The following is a 24160-nucleotide window of genomic DNA, read 5'->3' on the forward strand; positions in this document are numbered from 1 at the left end:
CTCGCGCATCGATCAAGCCGGATCGATCTCGATCGTAAACGACGATTACCGCTTTCACCTGACGGAATCCCCCCGCGATATTGACCGGAGCCGTCAGGCCGTCATGATCGGTGTCATGAGGCGACTGCCGCGTGCCATCATGATCACCGCCATCGTCGCGACGCTCTCCCTCCCCGCCGGCTGCGGCTCGGGAGGCGAGGTGCCGCCATCCGCCGGGCCCGCGGCCGACCGGGTCACCTACGTGACCGGTTTCGGCACCTTCGGCCGTGAGGCGTACGTCTACGTCGCCATGGACAAGGGCTACTTCCGCGAGGCCGGCATCGAGGTCAGAGTGCAGCCGGGCACGGGCAGCGGCGAGAACATGGCCGCGCTCGCCGGCGGCCGGGCCCACTTCTCACCCATCGACTTCACGGCGATGCTGCTCACCGCCGGGGCCGGCAAGCCGACCGGGACGGTCGCGGTCGCCGCCGTCCACCAGCGCACGCTGGCGGCGCTCATGGCGCTCGGCGACAGTGGCATCAGCGAGCCCAAGGACCTGGAGGGCAAGACCGTCGGCGACACGGCCACGTCGGTGATCGCCATGATGTTCCCCACCTACGCCAAGCTCACCGGAGTGGACAGGACCAAGGTCAAATGGGTCAGCCTGCAGCCCGCGCAGCTGGCCGCCAACCTGGCCTCGGGCAAGGTGGACGCGATCGGCCAGTACGTGGTCGGCCAGCCCACCGTGCGCAACGCCGCCCGGGGCAAGGAGGTCAAGGTCCTGCCGTTCGGCGACGTCATCACCGACATGTACGGCTCGGCCCTGAGCACCTCCGCCACCCTCGCGGCGCAGAACCCCGACCTGGTCAGGCGGTTCACCGGGGCCCTGTTCAAGGGGCTCGCGTACGCGGTGGACAACCCCAAGGAGGCGGCCCAGATCCTGCTCGCGCACCAGCCGGCGCAGAACGCGGAGGCCGCGGCCGCCGAGCTGACCCTGATCGCCCCTTATGTGCGCCCGGACGGCGGCGCGCCGATGGGGGCGATGAGCCGCGAACGCGTCGAACGCGCGATCAGAGTCCTGCGCGAGGCCGGAGCCTTCACGGGCGAGGTGGCGCCGGAGTCGGTGGTGTCGTTCGACCTGGTTCCCCAGGGCTGAGCGTGGAGGACGGCGGGTGGCGCCCGCACGCGGCGATGCCGGAGGCCGGGTGATGGCGGAGGCCGGGTGATGGCGGAGGAGGACAGGCGGCGCAGGGACGCGGTGACGGCGGCGGGCTGGTCCGCGCTGGGCGTGGCGGTCGCGATCGGCGGATGGGCGCTGACGGCCGCCGCGTTCGCGATCCCGGAGATCGTCCTGCCCTCGCCCGCCGCCGTGGTCACCGCCTTCCTGCGCCTGCCCGGCTACCTGCTGGAACAGGCCGCGATCACCCTGACGGAGACCGTGCTCGGCTTCGCGCTCTCGGTCATCTGCGGGCTGGCCATCGGGCTGCTGATCGCGGCCTGGCGGGTGGCGGAGCTGATGTTCGCGCCGCTGCTGGTCGCCTTCAACGCCGTGCCCAAGGTGGCGCTGGCGCCGCTGCTGGTGGTGTGGATGGGCTTCGGGCAGCAGCCCAAGGTGGTCATGGCGCTGCTGGTGTGCTTCTTCCCCGTCGTGCTGTCGGTGGCCTCGGGGCTGACGTCCACGCCGCCCGAGCTGGTGGAGCTGGCCAGGTCGCTGGACACGCCGCGCGGGCAGACGTTCGTGCGGATCCGCCTGCCCGCGGCGCTGCCGCAGATCTTCGTCGGGCTGAAGGTGGCCATGCCGCTGGCCTCGGTCGGCGCGGTGATCGGCGAGTTCAGCGCGGGCGACGCGGGGCTCGGCTTCGTCATCGTCCAGGCGGGCGGCAGCGCGGACACGGCGCTCGCGTTCGCCGCCATCGCGCTGCTGGGCGTCATGAGCCTGGCGCTGTTCTACGCGCTGGTGCTGGCCGAGCGGCTGCTGCTGCCGTGGGTCAGGGAGACGTCCGCGGCGCGCTGACCGGGCGGCGCTCACCTCGACGTACGCCGATAAGTTATAGCTAAACACCTATTGACATAACTAAAAGCTACAACGAGTATTTTGGCATGTCAGAACGTGACCCCTTGCTCCATGTGCGGATCCGCAAGGCGCTTGAGGCACGCATCCGTGACGGACAATGGGGGCCGGGCACCCGGATCCCCACCGAGGTCGAGCTCTGCGAGGAGTTCGGGGTCTCGCGCATCACCGTGCAACGGGCCCTGCGCGACCTCGCCGACGCCGGGCTCATCGTGCGCTTCCGCAAGCGCGGCAGCTTCGTGGCCCAGGCCGTCGGCCGGCACAACCTGCTGCGTTACACCGGCCTGCTGATCCAGGGCCCGGAGATGCCGGGCGACCACCGGGTCGTCTCCGCGCAGGTGCTGCCCGCCCAGGCGGCGCGGCTGCGGCTGCCGGGCGTGGCCGCCGATGAGGCGGTCGTCCAGATGGAACGGCACAAGCTGCGGCCCGACGGCACCGCGGCCAACATCGAACTGCACGTCCTGCCGTTCCGGCTGGCCCCCGACCTGCTCGACCAGCCGTTAGAACCGTTGACCACCCACGCCTACCTGCGCGATCGCGGGGTCGAGCTGGTGCGGGCCAGGCTCTACGTGGAGCCGCACGCCCTCACCGGGCCCCAGGCGGAGCTGTTCGCCCTGCCGGCGGGCGCGCCCGTCTTCCTCTGGACCCGCGAGACCTGGACCCGCCGCGGCGAGATCGCCGAGCTGGTCGAGATCGTCATCCCGGCCGGCTCCGAGCGCTTCTACGTCGAGACCGACCTGAGCGGCTCCTCCGACCACCACAGCTGAACCCCCTTTTCCTCCCCAGCCGATCGGCCCATTTTCCGTGCGCCGGGCCCGTGGCATTCCCCGCCAGGCTCCCGGTGCCACGGTCCTCAGCCATGCCCCCGACCCCCGCCATGCCCGGGAAGGAGCGGATCCATGATCTCTGTCGCCGTCGTCGGAGTCGGCGCCGTGGGCTCCATGGCCCTGTGGCGGCTGTCCGAGCGCGGCATCCCCGCCGTCGGATTCGACGCCTACGCGCCCGGCCACGACCGCGGCGCGGCCGGCGGCGAGTCACGGATCTTCCGCACCGCCTACAAGGAGGGGTCCGCGTACGTGCCGCTGCTGCGCCAGGCCCGCGACCTGTGGGAGGAGCTGGAACGCCGCAGCGGACGCCGCCTGCTCACCCCCGCCGGCGGCGTCACCGTCGGCCCGCGCGAGCACCCCTCGATCCGCGCCGTGCTGGATTCCGCCCGCGCCTTCGACCTGCCCGTCGAGGTCCTGACCGGCCAAGATGCCCGCGACCGCGTGCCCGAGCACCCGCTGCGCGACGGCGAGGTCATGGTCGCCGACCCCGAAGCCGGTCACCTGCGCCCCGAGCCCGCCGTGGTGGCCGCCGCCGCGGCGGCCGAGCGGGCCGGCGCCCGCATCGCCCGCTACACCCCCGTCACGCAGGTACGCGAGGACGCGGCGGGCGTCACCGTCGTCACCGCGGAAGGAGAGCGGCGCTTCACCCACGCCGTCGTGGCCCCCGGCCCGTGGGCGCGCACGCTGCTCCCGCACGAGCCGATCGTGGCCAAGGCGATCACCTCGACCTGGTTCCCGCGCCGTGACGAGAGCCTCTTCGACCCCGGCCGGTGCCCGATCGCGATCCGCGTCGGGGAGCCCGCCTACTCCTGCTTCCCCTCCGTGGACGGCGCCGGCGTCAAGGTCAACCTGCACGTGCCGTGGCGGGAGATCGGCTCGCCCGAATCGCTGGCCCGCAGCGTCCCCGCCGCGTACGTCAGGCAGGTCGCGCGGGCGGTCGCCGCCACGCTGCCCGGCCTGCGGCCCGACCCGGTGCGCGTGGCCACGTACGCCGACGCCTTCACCCCCGACGGCCACGGCCTGCTCGGCCGGCGGGGCCGCACCGTCGTCGCCGCCGCCTTCAGCGGGCACGGCTTCAAGCTCGCCCCCGTCTTCGGCGACATCGTCGCCGACCTGGTCGAGAGCGGCGCGACCGCGCGCGGCATCGGCCACCTAGCCCCGGACCGCCCCCTACGGAGGTCGCCATGAAACCCGTGACGCCGATCGCCGGCCTCATGCTCGCCACCCTCGCCCTGTCCGCCTGCGCCGCGCCCAACCCGTCCGCCGCCCCCGGCACGCTGATCGTCGCCGGATACGGCGGCTCGTACGAGGAGGCGTTCAAGCAGTCCGTCATCCCCGGCTTCGAGAAGTCCTGCTCCTGCCGCGTCACCTACATCTCCGGCAGCTCCACCGACACCGTCGCCAAGCTCAAGGCCCAGCAGGCCGCCCCGCAGATCGACGTCGCCCTCATCGACGACGGCGTGCAGAACCAGGCCGTGCAGGCGGGCCTGCTGGCCAAGCTCGACCCCAAGACCGTCACGAACCTGGCGAACGTCATCGACCTGGCCCGCCTGCCCGGTGACGTCGGCGTCGGCTTCTCCCTGAACGCCACCGGCATCGCCTACAACACCGACTACTACGCCAAGAACGGCCTGCCCGCCCCCAAACGGCTGTCCGACCTGGCGCACGCCGGGCTGAAGGGCAAGCTCGTGATGCCGTCCATCACGCAGACGTACGGACTGGGCGCCCTGCTCATGGCGGCCAAGGTCGGCGGCGGATCCGAGCGCGAGGTCGGCCCCGGCTTCGCCGGCATCAAGAAGGTCGCGGCCAACGCGGTCACCTTCGACACCACCGCCGACGTCTCCAACTACTTCCTCCAAGGCCAGGCCGTGGCCAGCGTCTGGGGCAACTCGCGGGTGCAGATGCTGGCCAAGAAGGGCTTCCCGGTCGAATTCGTCTACCCGGAGGAGGGCGCGCTGCCGCTGATCGCCACCGTGAACGTGGTGAACAAGGCGCCCCACCCCGACCTGGCCCAGAAGTTCGTCAACACGCTGCTCGACCCGGCGGCCCAGAAGACCATGGCCGAGTCCAACTTCAACGGCCCCACCGTCAAGGGCGTCCAGCTCGACCCCGCCCTGGCGGCGAAGGTGGTCGGCCAGGACCGGGCCGCCGAGCTGCGCAAGCTCGACTGGGCCGTGATCAACGAGAATCGCGCCGCCTGGACCGACCGATGGACGAAGGAGGTCGAACAGTGACAAGCACCCCCTTGACGAGCGCGAAGACGCCGCCAGGGACGGACGCCCCGCGCGGGCGGCTGCGCCTGGACGGCGTGCGCAAGGTCCTGGGCGGCAAGGAGGTCGTCTCGGCCGTGGACCTGGAGACCGAGCCGGGCGAGTTCCTCACCCTGCTCGGCCCGTCCGGCTGCGGAAAGACGACCACCCTGAACATGATCGCCGGTCACCTGACCGCCGACGGCGGCCTGATCGAGGTGGACGGCCGCGACATCACCGCGATCGCGCCGCACCGCCGCTCCATGGGCATGGTCTTCCAGTCCTACGCCCTCTTCCCGCACATGACGGTCGCCGACAACGTGGCGTTCGGCCTGCGCATGCGCAAGGTCGCCGCCGCCCGGCGCCGGAAACAGGTCGCCGAGGTGCTGGAGCTGGTCGGCCTGGACGGCATGGCCGAACGGCATCCGCGCCGGCTGTCCGGCGGCCAGCAGCAGCGCGCCGCGCTGGCCAGGGCCCTGGTCATCCAGCCCGACCTGCTCCTGCTCGACGAGCCGTTCTCCAACCTCGACGCCCAGCTGCGGGTACGCCTGCGCGACGAGGTCTCATCGCTGCAACGCAGGATCGGCACCACCACCATCCTCGTCACCCACGACCAGGAGGAGGCGCTGGCGGTCTCCGACCGGATCGCGGTCATGGCCGACGGCGTCATCCACCAGCTCGACCGGCCCCAGGAGGTCTACCTGCGCCCGGCCACGGACTTCGTGGCCCAGTTCATCGGCGAGGTCAACGCCCTCGACGGCACCGCCGCCGGCGGCGGGACCTGCGTGGTCGCGGGCAGGAAGGTGACCGCCACCCCCGTGGGGCGGGCCCCGGCCGAGGGCGCCGCCGTGCGCGTGTACGTGCGGCCGGAGGTCATCCGCGTCGGCGACGAGGGGGAGGGGCTGCGCGGGACCGTGCGCGACACCCGGTTCCTCGGCTCACGCATCCGCTGCGTCGTGTCCACCCCGGCCGGAGAGGTGACGGCGGCGCTGCCGTTCGACGCCCGCGTGCCCGAGCCGGGTGAGGAGGTGACCTGCTCATGGCGGCCGTCGGACGCGTCGCTGGCGGCCCGGTGACCGCCGGGGCGGCCCGCCCGAGCCGGCGCACGGGACTGCTGCTCGCGCTGCCCGCCCTCGCGATCTTCGCGCTGCTGTTCGTGGCGCCGCTGTTCACGCTGGTGGCCAACAGCTTCAGGACGCAGACCGGGGCGTTCACGCTCGGCAACTACGCGCGTTTCCTCGGCGACCCGTTCTACCGGGACGTCCTGGGGAACACGCTGAAGGTCGCCGGCCTCACCACGCTCGGCTGCCTGCTCGTCGGCTACCCGTTCGCGCTCTACCTGCGCGGGCGCTCGCCCAGGGTGCGTAACTGGCTGGCGCTGCTCCTGCTGTCGCCGCTGCTGATCAGCATGGTCATCCGCGCGTACGGATGGCTCGTGGTGCTCGGGCCCAACGGACCCGTGGCCTCGGCGATCAAGTGGTTCGGGCTCACGCCGCCGCAGCTCCTCTACAACGACACCGCCGTGCTCATCGGCATGGTCCACGTGATGCTGGCGTACATGGTGCTGCCGCTCATGGGCAGCCTCGACCGGATCGACCCGACGCTCGTACCGGCCGCCAAGGGGCTCGGCGCGCCCGGCTGGACCTGCTTCTGGCGGATCACGCTGCCGCTGTCGGCGCCCGGCATGCTGGCCGGGGCGATGATCGTGTTCAGCCTGACGGCCTCCAGCTTCGTCACCCCGGCCATCCTCGGCGGCCCCAAGGTGAAGCTCATGCCGTACTTCGTCTACACCCAGGCCACGACCACCCTCGACTGGCCGTACGCGGCCGCGATCGGCTTCGTGCTGGTGGTCGTCACGACCGGGCTGCTGCTCGGCTACTCGCGGCTGCTGCGGCGAGGCAAGGGGGAGGCGGTGTTCGGATGACCCGGGTGTTCGGCGGTCTGTTCGCCGCGCTGGTGGTGGCGTTCCTCATCGCGCCCGTCGCGGTCACCGTGGCCTCGTCGCTGACCACGACCTCCTACGTGACCTTCCCGCCGCAGGGCATCACGCTGCGCTGGTACGCCGAAGTGCTGGGCAAGCCCGAGTTCCTGTCGTCGTTCGCGCTCAGCGCGGGCGTGGCGCTGGCCGCGGCGGCGATCTCGGCCGTGGTGGGGCTGGCCGGCGGGCTGGCCATCCACCGCTACCGCTTCCCCGGCCGGGCGGCGCTGGAGACGGTGCTGTCCGGCGCGTTCGCGGTGCCCACGATCGTGCTCGGCATCGGGCTGCTGCAGTGGTTCGCGCAGGTGGGGCTGGCCTCCAGCCCGTTCACGCTGCTGCTGGCCCACCTGGTGCTGACCGTCCCGTACGCGGTGCGGCTGGTCCTGGCCGGGCTGGCCGGGCTGGACCGCGCGGCGGAGAAAGCCGCGGCCGGGCTGGGGGCGCCGCCGTTCCTGGTGTTCTGGCACGTCACCCTGCCGGCCGTGCGCGGGGCGCTGATCGGAGGGGCGTTCTTCGCCTTCATCACCTCCTTCGACGACCTGACGGTGGCGCTGTTCGTGGTCACCACCGACCTGCAGACGCTGCCGGTGCGCATCTTCAACTACATGCAGTACGACTACGACCCCACCGTCACCGCCATCGGCACCCTGATGGTGCTGTTCGCGCTGGTCGCGGTCGTCGTCATCGAACGATTCGTCGGCGTCGCCAAACTCTTCGGCGCCGACGAGGAGCACAAGGGAAAGGAATGAGCGTGCGAGTCGTCGTCATCGGCGCGGGGGTGCTCGGAGCCGCGGTCGCGGCCGGGCTGACCCGGCGCGGCGCGCGGGTCACGGTGCTGGAGGCGCGGACCCCGGGGGCCGGCACGTCGTCCACCTCGGTCGCGTGGGTCAACGCCAACAACAAGACGCCGAAGGAGTACTTCGACCTCAACCACGCCGCCGTCTGGGCCCACCACCAGTTGCCCGGCGACTGGTTCTTCCCCACCGGCAATCTCGAATGCGCGGTCGCCGACGAGCACAAGGAACAGCTCGAAGCCCGGGTCGGCCGGCTGATCACCATGGGCTACCCGGTGGAGCGGGTGACCGCCCGGCGCGCCCTGGCCCTGGAGCCGGACCTGGTGCCCCTTCCGTCCGGCACCGAGTACGTGTTCTTCCCCGGCGAGGCGTACGTCCACCCGCTGCGCCTGCTGGGCCGCCTGCTCGGCGAGGCCCGCGACGGCGGCGCCACGGTCGAGTGCGGCGCCGAGGTGACCGCGATCGACGCGTCCGCCTCGGGCGCGAAGGTGACGATCGGCGACGGGCGCACGTTCGCCGGCGACGTGGTCGTCACCTGCGCCGGCCGCTGGACCGAGCGGGTCGCCGCGCTGGCCGGGGTCACCGTCCCGATGCTGGACCCGGCCGTGTCCGGCACGGTCACCAACGGCTTCCTCGTCACCACCGCCGCGCTGCCCGCCCGGCTGTCGCGCGTCCTCACCACCGCCGCGCTCAACCTGCGCCCCGACGGCGGCGGGCGGCTGCTGCTGCAGTCGCTGCCCCTGGACGGCCTGGCCCGCCCGGACGCGCCCGTGCCAGGCGAGGTGATCAGCGAGATCCTGACGCTGCTGCCCGGCGTCCTGCGCGGCACGGAGGGCGCCACGGCCGAGCGGGCTGTGGTGGGCCGGCGGGCCATGCCCGGCGACGGGCTCACCGTGGCCGGCTTCGCCGACGCGGGCCGGCGGGTCTACACGGTGGCCACGCACAGCGGGGTCACGCTGGCGCCGCTGCTGATGGAGGAGGTCGCGGGGGAGGTGCTCGGGCAGGAGTCGGCGCTGCTGGCGCCGTTCCGTCCGTCCCGCTTCGCCGACGGCACGGCCGGCCCGGCCCCCGCTCCGGCCCGCCGCCCCGGCCAGCAGTGACGGCGCTCACCAGGTGACCGGGAGCTTGTGCACGCCGTAGACGACGGCCTCGGCCTTGTACGGCAGCTCCTCGGCCGGGACGGCGAGCCGCAGGCCGGGGATGCGGCGGAACAGGGTGCCGAAGACGATCTCCAGTTCCATCCTGGCCAGGTTCTGGCCGAGGCACTGGTGCGGGCCGAAGCCGAAGGCGAGGTGGTGGCGGGCCCCGCGTTCGACGTCCAGTTCGCCCGGTTCCGTGAACACGGCGGGGTCCCAGTTGGCCGACAGGGTCGAGACGACGACGCCCTCGCCGGCCCTGATGCTCACCCCGCCGATCCGCACGTCCTCGGTGGCCACCCGGGTGGTGACCCCGTCGGCGACGGCGAAGTAACGCAGCAGCTCCTCCACGGCCATGGGAGTCCTGGCCGGGTCGTCCATGATCACGGCCAGTTGTTCCGGACGGGAGAGCAGCCCGACCACACCGAGCGAGATCATGTTCGCCGTGGTCTCGTGCCCGGCGGTCAGCAGCAGGAAGGCCAGGCTCACCAGGCTCCCGTGGTCGACGGCGCCCTCCTGCCGCTGCCGGGCGATCTGCCGGCCGAGCAGGTCGTCGCCGGGCGCCGACTCCTTGCGGGTGACCAGGTCGTCCAGGTAGGCGCGTAGTTCGGCGAACGCGCGCTGCCGGTCTTCGAGCGAGGTCCTGCTCACCATCATGGCGGCGCGGCTCTGGAAGAAGTCGTGGTCGGCGTACGGGACGCCGAGCAGCTCGCAGATCACCAGGGAGGGCACCGGCAGGGACAGCGCCCGTACCAGGTCGGCCGGTCGCTCGCCGGCGAGCAGGCCGTCGACGAAGCGGTCGGTGATGCTCTGGATCCGCGGGCGCAGCGCGGCCAGCCGCCGTACGGTGAACTCGCCGATCACCGGCCGGCGCGCCGCGGCGTGCTCCGCGCCGTCCATGCCGAGCAGCAACGGCGGCTGCTCGCGGAGCTGCCGCAGGGTCGCCGGATCGAGGGAGTAGAGCGGGAAACCGTCCTTGCGCTTGTCGGAGGAGAAACGGGGGTCGGCGAGGACGGCGCGGCCCTCCTCGTGCCCGGACACCCACCACGCCTCACCACCGGAGGTCAGGCGGACCTTGCTGATCGGCGCCTGCTCGCGCAGCCGCTCGTAGGCGGGGGGCGTGGCGAACGGGCAGCCACGCTCGACCGGCAGCTTGAGATTCGTCATGAAGGACCTCCCAGTAGTGGATCTTCGTTTCGTGTTCGTGGCGGCCCCGGCTCGTCGCCGGGGTTCAGCGCAGGGTGAGCGGGGTCTCGGACGCGATGCGGGTCAGTTTGTGCGGGTTGCGGACGTAGTAGAGGCCGGTGATGCGGGCGTCCTCGACCTGGACGGCGATCACGCCGTCGATCTCGCCGTCCAGGCGGAGCAGGAGCGCAGGGTTGCCGTTGACCACGGCGGCTTCGCTGGTGAGCGCGACGCGGGCCTTGCCGAGGCCGCTGACGATCATGCGGGCCACCCTGCCGGCGCCGGTGACCGGCTGCGGCGCGGCCTGCTTGACGCCGCCGCCGTCGCTCAGCAGCACGACGTGCGGGGCGAGCACGTCGAGCAGGCCCTGCAGATCCCTGGTCTCCAGCGCGCGCTGGAACGACTCCAGCACCACCCGGGTCTGACCCGGGGAGACCACCTCGCGCGGGTGGCGGGACTCGACATGCCGGCGGGCGCGGTGCGCGATCTGCCGGACGGCCGCCGAGCTCTTGCCGACGGCGGCGGCGATCTCCTCGTGACTGATGCCGAAGACCTCGCGCAGGACGAAGACGGCGCGTTCCGTGGGAGAGAGCGTTTCGAGTACGAGCATGAGCGCCATCGACACGCTCTCGGCGAGCTCCACGTCCTCGGCCACGTCCGGTGTGGTGAGCAGCGGCTCGGGCAGCCAGGGGCCGACGTAGTCCTCCTTGCGGCGCCGGATGGCGCGCAGCCGGTCGAGCGCGCGCCGGGTGGCGATCCGCACCAGGTAGGCGCGCTGGTCCCGCACCTGCGCGAGGTCGACCTTGACCCAGCGCAACCAGGTCTCCTGCAAGGCGTCCTCGGCGTCGGCCGCTGAACCGAGCATCTCGTAGGCGACGGTGAACAGCAGGTTGCGGTGGGCGAGGAACGCCTCGGTCGCCGGGTCCGTCCGGCCGCCTGCCGTGCCCTTTGTCGCGTCGCCGCGCTCGTTCATGCCTGGCTCCCGCCTGTCCACCCGTCGCTGCTCTGTGCACAAGGCGTCGGAGCCCGCCGTCGTGTGACACCCGTGCTCGGTGACACGCGTCACATCGCCGCACTGTCACAGAGCGCGGCTCGCGGTCGCCGCATGGTCAGGACGTCGCGTTCACGATGAGCGCGGCAGAACCGACAGGAGCCGCACATGAAGCACCGCATCGTCGTCCTCGGCGCCGGTTACGCCGGGGTCTACGTGGCCGGGAACCTGGCCCGCCGGCTGTCCCCGGAGGACACCGAGATCACCGTCGTCAACGCTGTGCCGCACTTCGTCCAGCGCATGCGGCTGCCCCAGGTCGCGGCCGGGCAGGAGGTCGAGGCGCCCGAGCTCGCCGACGTCTTCGCGGGCACGGGGATCCGGCTGCGCCTGGGCCGCGTCACCGCCGTCGACCCCGGGCGCCAGGTCGTCGCCGTGGCCGACGCTGACGCCCTGGCCGGGACCGTCGCTGCGACCGCCACTGACGGCGACGGCCACGCCGAGCTCGGCTACGACACGCTTGTCTACGCGCTCGGCAGCCATGTCGCCGACCACGGCGTCCCCGGCGTGGCCGGGCACGCCTTCGACGTCACCGGCCGGCCCTCGGCGCTCCGCCTGCGCGAACGCCTGGACAGGCTGGACATGCCGGGAGAGGGCGGGAACGTGGTGGTCGTCGGCGACGGGCCGACCGGCATCGAGACCGCCACCGAGATCGCCGAATCGCGGCCCGGCCTGTCGGTGACGCTCATCGCCCGCGGCGAGCTGGGCGCGCGGCTGTCCATCGGAGCCCGCGCCCACCTGCGCCGGGCCTGCGACCGGCTGGGCGTCACCGTTCTGGAGCACACCAGTGTCGCGGCCGTCGAGGCGGCGCGAGTGCTGTGCGCCGACGGCACCGCCCTGGCGTCCGGCGCGACCGTGTGGGCGGCCGGGTTCGCCGTCACCCCCATCGCCGCCGTCGCCGGGCTGGAGGTCACCGGGAACGGCCGGATCGTCGTCGATGGCACCATGCGGTCGGTCTCGCACCCGAACGTGTACGCCATCGGTGACAGCGTCCACGCCATCGGCGACAACGGCCGGCCGCTGCCGATGTCCTGCGCGTCGGCCGGCCACACCGGGCGGCAGGCCATCGAGGCGATCGTGGGCCGCCTGACCGGGCGCACCGTCGCGGCCACCGAACTGACTCACACGTACAACCTCGTCAGCCTCGGGCGGCGGGACGGGATCCTGCAGACGTTCGACGCCGAGGGACGGGCGAAACCGCACCACAACGGCGGCCGCGTGAGCGCGCACCTCAAGGCGGGCGTCCTGACGATGGCGCTGTGGGCCACCCGGCACCCCACCTACGCCCTGCCCAGGCGCAGGCACCGCCTGGCCGCCGAGTTCACCGGCGTCGCTCAGCCGTCGTACCGCTCGGGCTCGGCGCCCGTGAACGGACCCGGGGCCGGACCGGGCTTGACGTAGACCCCGTGCCTCAGCGTCCGGCACCCCCAGCGGGTGTCGCACCCCTCAAGGTCCGGTTCCTCCTTGACAGATCGGGACTTTCCGATCAAATTAGGCAAGGCTTGCCTAACTGAGGAGCGGAGCCCATGAATCCCTTCGACGACCCGGACGGCGAGTTCCTGGTCCTGGTCAACCACGAGGACCAGCACTCCATCTGGCCCTCCTTCGCGGCCGTGCCCGACGGCTGGGAGGTCCGCTTCGGGCCCGACGCGCGGGCGGCCTGTCTCGCGTACGTGGCCGGCAACTGGTCCGACCTGCGCCCCCGCAGCCTCCGCCGGTGAATCTACAACGTAAAGGCGCCCGTTCGCGAAAGAGGATCTCATGGCGGCCGACGAGAGCGGACTGCCCGCGCTCCCCGGCATCCTGGCCCGCCTGCCCGCCGACACCCGCGGGCACGCGCCGGCCGAGATCCCCTCGGCGGCTACTGGCGCCACCACTGACCCCTGGGCTCGGCGCGCCGTCACCGGCGGTCGGAACGCGGCAGGGACCGGCCGTGACCCCGCCAGGGGCGGGCGGAGACCCGTCGTGACCGACCCCGAAATTGTCGTCCCCGCTCGCTAGTGTCCCGATCATGGTCGGCGCGTGGCCGTGATCACGCCGCGTCCGGCCGTCCCCGTACAGTACGGAGGCGGGAGGCGCCTCCATCAGGAGGTGCAGGCGTGGACGCGTGGGTGGACGTGCGCAAGCTGGTACGCGCGGGCGACGTGACGGGCACGATCAGGACCGTCACCGAGCTGGACGCGGCCGGCCGGAAGGCGGTCGCGGCCGAGTTGCCCGCCTACGTCACCGGCGAGTCCCGCGCCGCGGGATGGGAGTCGTGGGACCGGCAGCTGACGCCGCTCGTGCTGGCCGGCGTGGTGTGCCTGGGCGGTCCGGCGGCGGTGACGTCGTGGCTGTTCAGGCGCGAGTTCCGGTGGTGGCGCGAGGGGGAGGCCGCCGAGCGGGTGCTCGGCCTGCTCGGCGACCGGCCGGTGGCCTGGCGGGCCGACCTGGCCCGGCGGATGTGCGCGCGGCTGCGGGTGCCTGAGTTGCTGCGCTGGGGGCTGGCGGCGCGGCTGGTGCGTGAGACGGGTGTCGAGCCGCCCGGCGACGACGCGTTCATGGCCGGCTGGCTGCGCGAGCTGTGCTCGGCGCCGGTCGCGGACGATCCGCTGTTCGCCGCCTACGCCGGGCGGATCTTCGAGATCGACGCGCTGGCGGAGGCCGACCTGTGGCAGGTCGTCGAGACGGTCGTGCGGCTCGTCGACGACGGCCGGCTGGACCGCGTGGCCGTCCTCGACGCGGTCGTGGGGCGGGTGCTGCGCGACAGCCCCGGCGCCCTCGTGGCGCTGGCGGGCCTGCACGATCGGCTCGACCCCGACATCGACGAGGCGTACGCGCGGGCCGATGACTACGCCCGGCTGCTGCCCGCGGGGCCGGTCGCGGTGGCCGACCTGGCGCTCGCCCAGCTGCGGCGGCTGGAGGAGGCGGGGCGGGAGGAGGAGGAGCTGTTCGCCGAGGCGATGCGGGCGCTGGCGTTCCGGCCGGAGAAGAAGGTGCTGCGGGCGGCCATGTCGTGGGCGGGTGACGCGGTGCTGCGTGACGCCGGCCGGACCGGAACGGTGCTGGAGGCGCTGGTGCTGATCTTCGCCCAGGACACCCTCGCTCTGCAGGACCGCGCCGTACGGCTGGCCGTCAAGCTCGCGCCGGGGGCGACGCAGGAGGCGCGCGAAGCGGTGCGCGAGGCCGCCGCCGAGCTGCCCGACGAGCTGCGCGAACGGGTCTCGGCGGCGTTCGGGGGCGGCATCGCCGCGGCCCAGGCGCCCGCCGCGCTCCCGCTCATCCTCCCCTCCGCGCCGTCGATGCCCCCGCCCATCGCCTCACCCGGCGAACTCGTCCAGACCCTCACCGCCCTGCGCTGGGCCCAGGGCGTCCACACCTTCGAACGCCTGCTGGCGGGCCTGGCCCAGTGGTCGCACCGCGCGCCGGACGAGCTGCGCGAGGCGCTGCGACCCTGGTGGCATCCGCTGCACCCGGTCGCGTACGGCCACTACGGCAGCGAGATCCACGAAAACCTGATCGCGGCCGTCAACCGCACCTTTCTCGCCTTCGCCGCCCCCGAACACAGCAGGAGCCTGACCCTGGCCGCGTCGGGGATGCGGCGGCGTCCGGCGTCCCCCGGCCCGCTCGAGCGCCTCTACCTGCGCCGCGCGATGGAGCTGGTGACGCTGTTCGAGGAGGGCACCGGCTACCCGGTCCTGCTGGCCACGCCCACTTCGGGCACCGGCCACCTCGACCCGGCCACCCTGCTCGACCGGCTGGAGGTGCTGGAGGCCGAGGGCGTGCGCGCCCTGCCGGCCGACCTGGCCCAGGCCCTGCTCCGGCTGCCGCGCACGTTCACGGAGCCGGAGGTGGAGCGGGCGGGCCGCCTGACATCGGCGGCGGGCCGCGAGTGCGCGGCGTGGATGCGGGGCGGCGGGCTGGCCGATCCGCCGGTGAGCGTGTCCGTACGGCGATGGGGCCGCTACCACCAGACGGGCTGGCACCTGCTCCAGGCGGAGCCCGAGACCCCCGACGGGCTGCCCGAGGAGATCCGCGCCGTGTTCGAGATGCGGTCGGGCCACAGCTACACCCTCACCTGGTGGCCGCTCGCCCTGCCCGCCCACCGGGAGCTCGCCGCGGCACACCTGACCGGCTACCTGCCGTCGTCCATGGAGTCCAGCGACGGCCAGACCCGGGCGCTCGCCGTCCTCGCGCACGGCGACGGCCCGCTCGGCCTCGCGACGGCTTACGCCCTGGCCTGCGGCATGAGCCACGAGAAGACCGGCGAACGAGTCGCCGCCACCGACGCCTTCCTCACCCTGGCCGCGCGCGGCGAGGTGCCGGCGCGGGAGCTGGGGAAGGCGGTGACGGACCTGGTCACACAGGAGTTCATCCGCCTCAACCGGGTGGTGTCGGTCCTCGACGACGCCACCCAGGCCGGGGCGCACGAGGCGGTGTGGGCGGTGATCACCCACGTGCTGCCCGGCCTGCTGCCGAAGGAGGGGGAGCGCCCGCGAGCCGGGGCGGCGGACCTGCTGGCGGCGGGGGCACGGGCCGCCCGGATCGCGGGGGCCCGGGCGGAGCTGCCGGAGGTGGCGGCGGTCGCGGCCCGCAAGGGGTCCTCCAGGCTGGTGCTGGAGGCGCGGCGGCTGATCGGGGTCGCCGGCGCGTTACCGCAGAAATCTACAACGTAAAGGCCGTCGCCGTCTGCAATCCAGGAGAAAAAGCAAACGTCGGACCGCGACAAGGGAGATCGCTCAGGGGAAACGGGTCGCGGTGACGGTCATCGTGGCGTACGGCAGGGTGAAGCGGCCGCCGATGGCGTCGATGGCGGCGCCGACGGCATCCAGGATCGGCTCCAGTTCCTCGCGCGGGAGCCGGGTGAGGGTGCCCGAGGTGGGGAGCTGGTCGAGCCACTCGTCCCGGGTGTAGGTCCGCTCCCAGTCGTGCCGCCACTGCTCGGGCTCCGCGAAGCCGCCGGCCTCGCGGATGCCGTTCGCGGCCTTGGTGAGCAGCGGCTGGTAGGCGTCGAGGGACTGGCCGGGCGCCTGGCCGTTGACCGGTGAGCCGGGCATGGCCTGCCGGAAGGCGGAGGTGAAGGACTCGAACACCTCGGCTGGCAGCTGGTAGACGTGCCAGAAGGCCGCCAGCCGGCCACCCGGGCGCAGGACCCGCGCGGCCTGGGTGACGCCGGCGATCGGGTCGATCCAGTGCCAGGCCGTTCCGGCGGCGACGACGTCGAAGGTCCGGCCGTCGGAGTCCCACGTCTCGAACGTCGCCTCCTCGACGTCGAGCCCGCCCCGGCGGGCGAAGGCGGCCATGCGCGGGTCGGGTTCGACGCCCAGCACGGCGCAGCCGGCCGACAGGAACTGGCGCATGGCGGTGCCGGTGCCGCAGCCGACGTCGAGGACGTTGCGCCCTGGGCTGGTGGTGATGATCCGGTCGATCAGGGCGTCCGGGTAGGCGGGGCGGGTGCGGTCGTAGCGTTCGGCGTCGACCCCGAACGACTCGGCCATCTCCCGCTGCCGATGGGAGTGCGCGACATGGGCGTGGCCGGGCGCGGACGTGCGGCCGGAGTCCGGCGGGGAAGTGGTCATGCGCCCACTATAAATGGGCAAGCGCCCACTATGTCAATCGGCGCGATGACGCGTGCCCGCGCGGCGGGTCCGGGGCCCGGAGAACGGGCCGGAGGAGCCGGCCCGCTCAGGTGAAGAAAGACCTGATCAGGTACGAGTCGCCCCTCCGGTACCTGCTCCGGGGCGGGCCGGCCTGCTCCGGTACCCGCGCAGGTACGAGCCGGTCCGCTCCTGTGCGGTGAGAGGGGGCACCGCGGGCTGTAGAGAGGCCGTGCCGAGGAAGTCGCGGGTGTGCCGCGGGTGCGTCGCCGAGCCGGCTCCGGAGGTGTCAGTTCGTGCGGGGCGTGAGGGCCAGATGCCGCATGGCGTACGAGCACCAGGGCCGCCACCGGCCGGGATCGGCCGCCAGTCGGTGCACAGCACGCCGTACCGGCAGGCCGGGCAGGAGGACGTCGGGATCGCCGAGGGCCCTCATCCGGATGCGGGAGATCGCCCACCGGCTCATCCCCGGAAGGTCACGCAGTTGCTTGCGCGCCTGGCCGGGGTCGCATCCGGCGTCCAGCACGAGGGTGCCGGCGGCCAGCGCGCGGGCCAGCGCTCGCTCAGTTCGGCCGGCGGACGCGACCTCCGCCAAGACCGACATGTCGGGAAACAGGTGGGTTAGCGCGCCGAAGGGGGTCGCGAGCGATCTGCCGTACGTGCTGACCAGGCCGGCGAGCCGGTCGCGTACCGTCGCGGCTCGCGCCCGGTGGCTGAGCACGGCCCGGATCGCCAGCTCTCCGGGGTCGGCGCAGCCCGGCACCCGGAGACCGGGGCGGGCCGCGACCAGCGGCCCCAGCGCCGGGTCCGCGCCGAGGAAGGCGTCGATGGCCTGCTGGTCCGCGTCCAGGTCGAGCAGTCGCCGGCAGCGCTGCACCGCGGCGGCGAGGTCTCTGAGGTCCTCCAGCCGCAGCGCGCAGAGCACGTGACCGGGCCCGGGCCGCAACGTGATCACGCCGGCGCCGTGCGGCAGCGACAGCGACCTGCTGTAGGCGTCGCCGTCGTAGTGCTCGATGCCGGGGACGGCTCGCGCGCCCAGGCAGGCCAGCATCGCGGGCACGTCCATGGGCGGCCGGTAGGCGAGCCGGACCGTGGTGACCCCCGGCGGCTGGGCGCCGTTCCCGGAGCCGCGCAGCCGGGTCGGCGTCGTCGCGTACACCTGCCTGATGGTGTCGTTGAACTGCCGGATGCTGGCGAACCCGGCCGCGAAGGCCACGTCGCTGATCGGCAGCGGGCCGGCCTCCAGCAACATCCGCGCGGTCTGCGCCCGCCGCGTCCTGGCCAGGGCCTGGGGTCCGGCGCCGACCTCGGCGACGAGCTGGCGGTGCACCTGGCGCGGGCTGTAGCCGAGGCGGGTGGCGAGTCCGGTGACGCCTTCGCGGTCGACGACCCCGTCGGCGATCAGCCGCATGGCCCGGCCGATCAGGTCCGTCCGCGTGTTCCACTCCGGTGATCCGGGAGCCGCGTCGGGACGGCACCTCTTGCACGCCCGGAACCCGTTGACCTGCGCCGCCGCCGCCGTCGGGAACAGCCGGACATGCTCCGGCTTCGGCATGACGGCCGGGCAGCTCGGGCGGCAATAGACGCGGGTCGTGGTGACGGCGACGTAGAACCATCCGTCGAACCGCGGGTCACGGCTCCGCATGGCCGCGTACGCGACCTCGTCCTCGATCACCCCATCAAGCGTGCCACAGGGACGGGAGCACGACTGGCGGGCATCGGACGCCGACCGTCGGCGGCCGATGCCCGCCAGCGCCGGCGGGAGGCCGGAACCAGGCTTTGTCCGCATGATGGTGAACGATGTCGCCGGGGGCCGCCTGGCCGGATACCGGCGGGCGCTGTCGCGGCGTGACTTCCGCGTCCTCTGGCTGGGCTCGTCCGTCTCGCTCGTGGGCGACGGGATGACGTTCGTCGCGCTGACCTGGCTGGTGTTGTCCCAGCCGGACGGGGTGCGGCGGCTCGGGCTGCTGACCGTCTGTCACACGCTGCCGGTGTTCGTGGGAGGGCTGCTGACCGGGCCGATTCTGGACCGGTTCGACAAGCGGCATGTGCTGGCCGCCGACAGCGTGATCCGGGGCGGGGCGATGGCGTCGATCCCGATCGTGTCGCTGCTGGGTGAGGTGCCGTCGGCGATGCCGTTCGTCGTCGCCGCGGTGTACGGGCTGTTCAGGATGGTGCCCCTGGCCGGGTTCCCCGCGGCGATCCCCGATCTCGTCCCCGAACGGGACCGGGACGCGGCCAACGCGCTGGAGAGCCTGAGCTTCAGCCTCTCAGGGATGATCGGCCCCGCCCTGGGCGGTCTCCTGATCGCGGGGTTCGGCGGGGAGGCCGTGCTGGCCTTCGACGCGCTCACCTACGCGCTGTTGGCCGTCGCCGCCCTCGCGGTGCGCCGTCCCCTCGTCGTGCGCCGGCCCTTCTCCGTCAGCCGCCCTCTCATCGTGCGCCGGCGGTTCGTCGTGCGCGGCCCTCTCGTCGTGCGCCGCCCGCTCTCCGCCGGCCGGCCCTTCGCCGTCCGCCGTTCCCTCTCCCCGCAGGGCTCCCAGGCGCCGGAACCGCGGCCGGATCCGGCGCGTGGCACGCTCATGACCCTGCTACGTGACCGGGTCCTGGTCGCGACCACGCTCGCGTTCATGGCCTTCAACATCGCCGTGGGCATGCTGCTCGTCACCGCCCCCTGGCTGGCCAAGACCCAGCTCCAGGGCGGCCCCCAAGCCCTGGGCCTGCTGCTCGCCGCCCTGGCGGCGGGAGAGCTGGCCGGCGCGGCGGTCGCCGGCGCCCGGACGCCGCGAACCCGCCCGCTCAGAGCCATCGCCGCGGTCCAGCTCATCGCCGCCGCCGGCTTCCTGGCGCTGCTGACCGCCCCGCTCACGATCACCGTCGCCGCGGGCTTCCTCGTCATCGGGATGTTCAGCGCGCCCATGACCGTCTGGGCGCAGTCGCTGCGCATGGCGCGCATCCCGGCGCCGCTGCGCGGCCGGGGCTTCGCGATCCTCAGGACGCTCATGCAGGCGACGCCGCCGATCGGCGCCGCGATCGTCACGCCGCTTCTGGCCGCGGGCCTGCTCGGCCCGGCCGCGCTCGTCATGGCCCTCGTCGCGGCCGTGCCCGCCGTCGTCCTGCTGAGCACGAGGCCATCAGGCCAGGCCATGAGGAGCTGAGGAGCTGAGGCGCGGCCGTGCCCGCCGCGGCCCTGCCGGGCATGAGGCACTGAGGCGGTACGCGGGCTCGTTCCACAACCGATGGTTGTGAGTTCACGCCGTGTCGTTTGTTGGACAACCCCTTCCGGCTTGGGATCGAATACTCGCTCGCGGGATGAAGCCGACAACCGGAGGGCGTGGTCGTGGAGAGGTCGTTCGTGCACCTGCACGTGCACACCGAATACAGCATGCTGGACGGCGCCGCCAAGGTGGGTCCGCTGATGGACGAGGTGGCGCGGCTGGGGATGCCGGCCGTGGCGATGAGCGATCACGGCAACGTGCACGGCGCGTACGAGTTCTACCACGCGGCGGGAAAGGCGGGGGTCAAGCCGGTCATCGGCATGGAGGCGTACGTCGCCCCCGCCTCGCGGCGCCACCGGGGTCCGGTCTACTTCAGCGACGACCTCACCCTGCGCAGGTCGGACGACGAGACGGGCGCCGGCGGCGACGTGTCCGGGCGCGGGCTCTACACGCACATGACCATGTGGGCGGCCGACGCGCGAGGGCTGCGCAACCTGTTCCGGCTGCAGTCACGCGCCTGGCTGGAGGGGCATGTCCAGAAATATCCGCGCATGGATGATGAGCTGCTGGCCGAGCACGGCCAGGGCGTCATCGCCACCACCGGCTGCCCGTCCGGCGAGGTGCAGACCCGGCTCCGCCTCGGCCAGTACGACCAGGCCAGGGCCGCCGCCGCCCGCTACCGCGACATCTTCGGCGTCGGCGCCTACTACCTCGAACTCATGGACCACGGCCTGCCCATCGAACGCCGCGTCCGCGAGGACCTGCTGCGCCTCGGCCGCGAGCTGAACCTGCCGCCGTTGGCCACCAACGACTCCCACTACGTCACCGAGGACCAGGCCCGCGCCCACGACGTGCTGCTGTGCGTCGGCACCGGAAAGCGGCTCGACGACCCCGGCCGCTTCCGCTTCAGCGGCAGCGGCTACTACGTCAAGCCCGCCGAGCGGATGCGCGCGCAGTGGGACGCCGAGGTTCCCGGCGCCTGCGACAACACGCTGCTCGTCGCGGAGCGGATCGGCGAGTACGGGGAGGTCTTCGCCCACCGCGACCTGACGCCGCGCTTCCCCGTACCGGAAGGGGAGAGCGAGTCGAGCTGGCTGCGCAAGGAGAGCCTGGAGGGGGCCCGCCGCCGCTACGGCGCGAACCCGCCGCCCGAGGTGCTGGAGCGCATCGACTACGAGCTGTCGGTGATCGACGCGATGGGCTTCCCCGGCTACTTCCTGGTCGTCGCCGACATCTGCCGGTACGCCCGCGAGCAGGGCATCGGCCTGGGCCCGGGCCGCGGCTCGGCGACGGGGTCGATCGTCGCGTACTGCACGGGCATCACCCAGCTCGACCCGATCGGGCACAAGCTCATCTTCGAACGTTTCCTCAACCCCGAGCGCGTGTCGATGCCGGACGTCGACCTCGATTTCGACGACCGCCGTCGCGACGAGATGATCGAGTACGTCACCCGCAGGTACGGCGACGACCGCGTCTGTCAGATCGTCACCTTCGGCACGATCAAGGCCAAGGCCGCCATCAAGGACTCCTGCCGCGTGCTCGGCCTGCCGTACGCGCTGGGCGACCGCATCACCAAGGCGTTCCCCGCGGCCGCCGGCGGCAAGGAGATCCCCCTGGCCGCCATCCACGACGAACGCCACCCCCGCCACGGCGAGGCGGCCGAGCTGCGCCAGCTGTACGAGCGGGACCACGACGTCAGGCGGATCGTCGACACCGCGGCCGGCATCGAGGGCCTGACCCGCGGCACCGGCGTCCACGCCGCGGGGGTGATCCTTTCCAGCGAGCCGCTGCTGGACGTGATCCCCCTGGCCCGGCCGAAGGCCGACGGCCCGGTGGTCACCGGGTTCCCCTTCACCCAGGCCGAGGAGATGGGCCTGCTGAAGATGGACTTCCTCGGCCTGCGCAACCTCACCGTGATCGGGGACGCCGTCGCGGGCGTGCGCGCGAACAAGGGGATCGACATCGACATCCTCGACGTCCCGCTCGACGACCCCGCCACGTACGAACTGCTCGCCCGCGGCGACACCCTCGGGGTGTTCCAGCTCGACAGCGGCGGCATGCGGGTGCTGCTCAAGCTCATGCAGCCGACGACGTTCACCGACATCGCGGCGGTCAACGCGCTCTACCGGCCGGGCCCGATGGAGATGAACGCCCACACCAACTACGCCCTGCGCAAGACCGGCAAACAGGCCGTCGAGCCGATACACCCCGAACTGGAAGAAGCACTCGAACCCATCCTGGGCGACACCTACCACCTGGTCGTCTTCCAGGAGCAGGTCATGGCCATCGCCCAGCAGCTCGCCGGCTATTCGCTCGGCGCCGCCGACATACTGCGCCGGGCCATGGGCAAGAAGAAGAAAGAGGTCCTGGACGCCGAACTGGACCGCTTCGCGGCGGGCATGCGCGGCCGCGGCTTCTCCGCCGGGGCGATCAAGGCGGTCTGGGACGTGCTCGTGCCCTTCAGCGGGTACGGATTCAACAAGTCCCACACCGCCGGCTACGGCCTCGTCTCCTACTGGACCGCCTACCTCAAGGCCAACCATCCCAGCGAATACCTGGCCGCGCTGCTCACCTCCGTCGGGGACGACAAGGACAAGATGGCCGTCTACCTGGCCGACTGCCGGCGGCTCGGCATCAAGGTGCTGCCCCCGGACGTCAACGAGAGCCTGCTCGACTTCGCCGCCACCGGCTCCGACATCCGCTTCGGCCTGGGTGCCGTACGCAACGTGGGGGCCAACGTCGTGGACGCGATCGTCACCGCCCGGCGGGCCGAGGGGCCGTACACCGACTTCGACGACTTCCTGGCCAAGGTGCCCGCCGTCGTCTGCAACAAGCGCGTCATCGAGTCGCTGGCCAAGGCGGGCGCCTTCGACGGCCTCGGACACCACCGCAAGGGCCTGGTCGCGGTGCACGAGCAGGCCGTGGACGCCGTCGCCGACGTCAAACGCAACGCCGCGTACGGCCAGGACTCCCTGTTCGGCGAACCCGGCCGCGCCGGCGCCTTCACCGTCGCGATCCCGGAGGGGGAGTGGGACCAGGCGACCCTGCTCGCCTTCGAACGCGAGATGCTCGGCCTGTACGTCTCCAGCCATCCGCTCGACGGCGCCGAGCCCGTCCTGGAGGGCCACCGCGACACCACCATCGCCGGCCTGCTCGCCTCGGGACGCCCGGACGGGGCGGCCCGGATCAGCGGCATCGTCTCCGGCCTGCAGCGCAAGGTCACCAAGCAGGGCAGCCCGTGGGCGATCGTCACCGTCGAGGACCACGACGCCGCCGTGGAGTGCCTGGTCTTCCCCAAGACCTACGCCCTGTACGGGGAGACGCTCGCCGAGGATCGGGTGGTGTCGGTACGGGGGCGGATCAACGTACGTGACGAGGCCGTCAGCCTGTACGGCGAGGAGATCACCGTCCTCGACGTCACCCAGGCCGGCGCCGAGCCGCCCGTGGTGATCTCCATCCAGGAGCCGCAGCTGAACCCCCGGCTGGTGCGGGAGCTGCGGCACATCCTGAGCACGCATCCCGGCCGGGCGCCCGTCCACGTCCGGCTGCACCGGCGCGTCGGCCCGGGCGTCCTGCTGGACCTGCGGCCCTACCGCGTCACCGCGGCCCCCGCCCTGTACGGCGACATCAAGGCCCTGCTCGGCGCCACCGCGATCGGCCCCGCATGACCGGCTCGGGAGCTACCGGCATCGGTTTCCCCGGCGGGGTCGGGATGCCGGGTGACGGCGAGGCGACCGGCGGCACCGGGACGACCGGCGGCGGTGAGGCGATCGTGACCGGTGATATCGAGGTGGCCGTCGACGGTGAGCCCGGCCGGGAGTGTCCTCGGTGCCGCACCGGTGAGGTCCTGGCCGTGCTGCGCCGTCCGCACACCTGGACGAACGCGTCGGGACGGCAGGTCCGGGGGACGAGCGAGGTCCTGCTGTGCGCCCGCTGCGACGCCGGCGACCCCTTGGGCGGCCCGATCGTCGCCTACTTCGCCCGCCACCTTGTCGCACTGCCGGAACACGTCCCGGAGATCGCCCGCCTGCTGCGCCGCTGGATCGGCGGCACGCCCCCGGCGGCCCCGTCCAGCGAGGCCCTGTGGCCGGAGGTCGAC

General features: G+C 72.8%; 20 protein-coding genes. 16 read left to right on the forward strand and 4 right to left on the reverse strand.

Annotated elements, in window-relative coordinates:
• Positions 1–115: 115 nt before the first annotated feature.
• From ABFX54_RS05150 to ABFX54_RS05190, 9 genes are all read left to right on the forward strand, one after another.
• On the forward strand, positions 116–1135 hold the full coding sequence (locus tag ABFX54_RS05150) for an ABC transporter substrate-binding protein (protein WP_346101804.1): 1020 nt from the start codon (positions 116–118) through the stop codon (positions 1133–1135).
• A gap of 69 nt (positions 1136–1204) precedes the next feature.
• Entirely contained in the window at positions 1205–1993 is a 789-nt protein-coding gene (locus ABFX54_RS05155) for an ABC transporter permease (RefSeq protein WP_346101806.1), read from the forward strand.
• 86 nt (positions 1994–2079) lie between these two features.
• Positions 2080–2817: a GntR family transcriptional regulator gene (locus tag ABFX54_RS05160; protein WP_346101808.1), complete on the forward strand. Its 738-nt coding sequence runs from the start codon at positions 2080–2082 to the stop codon at positions 2815–2817.
• Positions 2818–2949: 132 nt separating this feature from the next.
• Positions 2950–4065: an N-methyl-L-tryptophan oxidase gene (gene solA, locus ABFX54_RS05165; RefSeq protein WP_346101810.1), complete on the forward strand. Its 1116-nt coding sequence runs from the start codon at positions 2950–2952 to the stop codon at positions 4063–4065.
• Positions 4062–5111 (forward strand): ABC transporter substrate-binding protein, encoded by a 1050-nt coding sequence (locus ABFX54_RS05170; RefSeq protein ID WP_346101812.1) that lies wholly within the window; start codon positions 4062–4064, stop codon positions 5109–5111. Before solA ends, ABFX54_RS05170 begins: the two co-directional genes overlap by 4 nt.
• Complete coding sequence (locus tag ABFX54_RS05175) at positions 5108–6202, forward strand: ABC transporter ATP-binding protein (protein ID WP_346101814.1); 1095 nt, start codon at positions 5108–5110, stop codon at positions 6200–6202. The genes ABFX54_RS05170 and ABFX54_RS05175 overlap by 4 nt, the downstream gene beginning before the upstream one ends.
• Positions 6166–7050 carry an ABC transporter permease gene (locus tag ABFX54_RS05180; RefSeq protein ID WP_346101816.1) on the forward strand — a complete coding sequence of 295 codons (885 nt, stop codon included), beginning with the start codon at positions 6166–6168 and terminating at the stop codon, positions 7048–7050. The genes ABFX54_RS05175 and ABFX54_RS05180 overlap by 37 nt, the downstream gene beginning before the upstream one ends.
• Positions 7047–7853: an ABC transporter permease gene (locus ABFX54_RS05185; protein ID WP_346101818.1), complete on the forward strand. Its 807-nt coding sequence runs from the start codon at positions 7047–7049 to the stop codon at positions 7851–7853. The genes ABFX54_RS05180 and ABFX54_RS05185 overlap by 4 nt, the downstream gene beginning before the upstream one ends.
• Complete coding sequence (locus ABFX54_RS05190; protein ID WP_346101820.1) at positions 7850–8998, forward strand: NAD(P)/FAD-dependent oxidoreductase; 1149 nt, start codon at positions 7850–7852, stop codon at positions 8996–8998. The genes ABFX54_RS05185 and ABFX54_RS05190 overlap by 4 nt, the downstream gene beginning before the upstream one ends.
• Positions 8999–9004: 6 nt before the next feature.
• Here the strand turns inward: ABFX54_RS05190 and ABFX54_RS05195 are convergent, their stop codons facing one another.
• Positions 9005–10201, reverse strand: a complete 1197-nt coding sequence (locus ABFX54_RS05195) for a cytochrome P450 (RefSeq protein ID WP_346101822.1) — start codon at positions 10199–10201, stop codon at positions 9005–9007.
• A 64-nt stretch (positions 10202–10265) separates the two neighbouring features.
• Complete coding sequence (locus ABFX54_RS05200) at positions 10266–11192, reverse strand: RNA polymerase sigma-70 factor (RefSeq protein ID WP_346101824.1); 927 nt, start codon at positions 11190–11192, stop codon at positions 10266–10268.
• A gap of 186 nt (positions 11193–11378) precedes the next feature.
• Here ABFX54_RS05200 and ABFX54_RS05205 point away from each other — a divergent pair, with 186 nt between their 5' ends.
• From ABFX54_RS05205 to ABFX54_RS05220, 4 genes are all read left to right on the forward strand, one after another.
• Positions 11379–12668 carry an NAD(P)/FAD-dependent oxidoreductase gene (locus tag ABFX54_RS05205; RefSeq protein ID WP_346101826.1) on the forward strand — a complete coding sequence of 430 codons (1290 nt, stop codon included), beginning with the start codon at positions 11379–11381 and terminating at the stop codon, positions 12666–12668.
• Between the two features lie 125 nt (positions 12669–12793).
• A complete protein-coding gene (locus tag ABFX54_RS05210) occupies positions 12794–12988 on the forward strand; it encodes an MbtH family protein (RefSeq protein ID WP_346101828.1) in 195 nt (64 codons plus the stop codon).
• Positions 12989–13028: 40 nt separating this feature from the next.
• Positions 13029–13268 carry an SIP domain-containing protein gene (locus ABFX54_RS05215; RefSeq protein WP_346101830.1) on the forward strand — a complete coding sequence of 80 codons (240 nt, stop codon included), beginning with the start codon at positions 13029–13031 and terminating at the stop codon, positions 13266–13268.
• A gap of 98 nt (positions 13269–13366) precedes the next feature.
• The gene (locus ABFX54_RS05220; protein WP_346101832.1) at positions 13367–15922 is read left to right on the forward strand and encodes a DUF7824 domain-containing protein; all 2556 of its coding nucleotides are present in this window, start codon (positions 13367–13369) and stop codon (positions 15920–15922) included.
• A 63-nt stretch (positions 15923–15985) separates the two neighbouring features.
• On the opposite strand, the gene ABFX54_RS05225 is transcribed toward ABFX54_RS05220, so the two are convergent.
• Both ABFX54_RS05225 and ABFX54_RS05230 read right to left on the reverse strand, forming a co-directional pair.
• Entirely contained in the window at positions 15986–16825 is an 840-nt protein-coding gene (locus ABFX54_RS05225; RefSeq protein ID WP_346101834.1) for a class I SAM-dependent methyltransferase, read from the reverse strand.
• 307 nt (positions 16826–17132) lie between these two features.
• Complete coding sequence (locus tag ABFX54_RS05230) at positions 17133–18518, reverse strand: bifunctional transcriptional activator/DNA repair enzyme AdaA (RefSeq protein WP_346101836.1); 1386 nt, start codon at positions 18516–18518, stop codon at positions 17133–17135.
• Positions 18519–18630: 112 nt separating this feature from the next.
• On the opposite strand from ABFX54_RS05230, the gene ABFX54_RS05235 reads away from it, so the two are divergent.
• The 3 genes from ABFX54_RS05235 to ABFX54_RS05245 all read left to right on the forward strand — a co-directional run.
• Positions 18631–20001: an MFS transporter gene (locus ABFX54_RS05235; RefSeq protein ID WP_346101838.1), complete on the forward strand. Its 1371-nt coding sequence runs from the start codon at positions 18631–18633 to the stop codon at positions 19999–20001.
• 182 nt (positions 20002–20183) lie between these two features.
• Positions 20184–23729 (forward strand): DNA polymerase III subunit alpha, encoded by a 3546-nt coding sequence (dnaE, locus tag ABFX54_RS05240; protein ID WP_346101840.1) that lies wholly within the window; start codon positions 20184–20186, stop codon positions 23727–23729.
• Positions 23726–24160: DUF6300 family protein (locus ABFX54_RS05245; protein ID WP_346101842.1), on the forward strand; the 435-nt coding region annotated here is incomplete at its 3' end. The genes dnaE and ABFX54_RS05245, both read left to right, overlap by 4 nt.

The sequence above is a fragment of the Nonomuraea maheshkhaliensis genome (assembly GCF_039529435.1).
Classification (GTDB): domain Bacteria; phylum Actinomycetota; class Actinomycetes; order Streptosporangiales; family Streptosporangiaceae; genus Nonomuraea; species Nonomuraea maheshkhaliensis.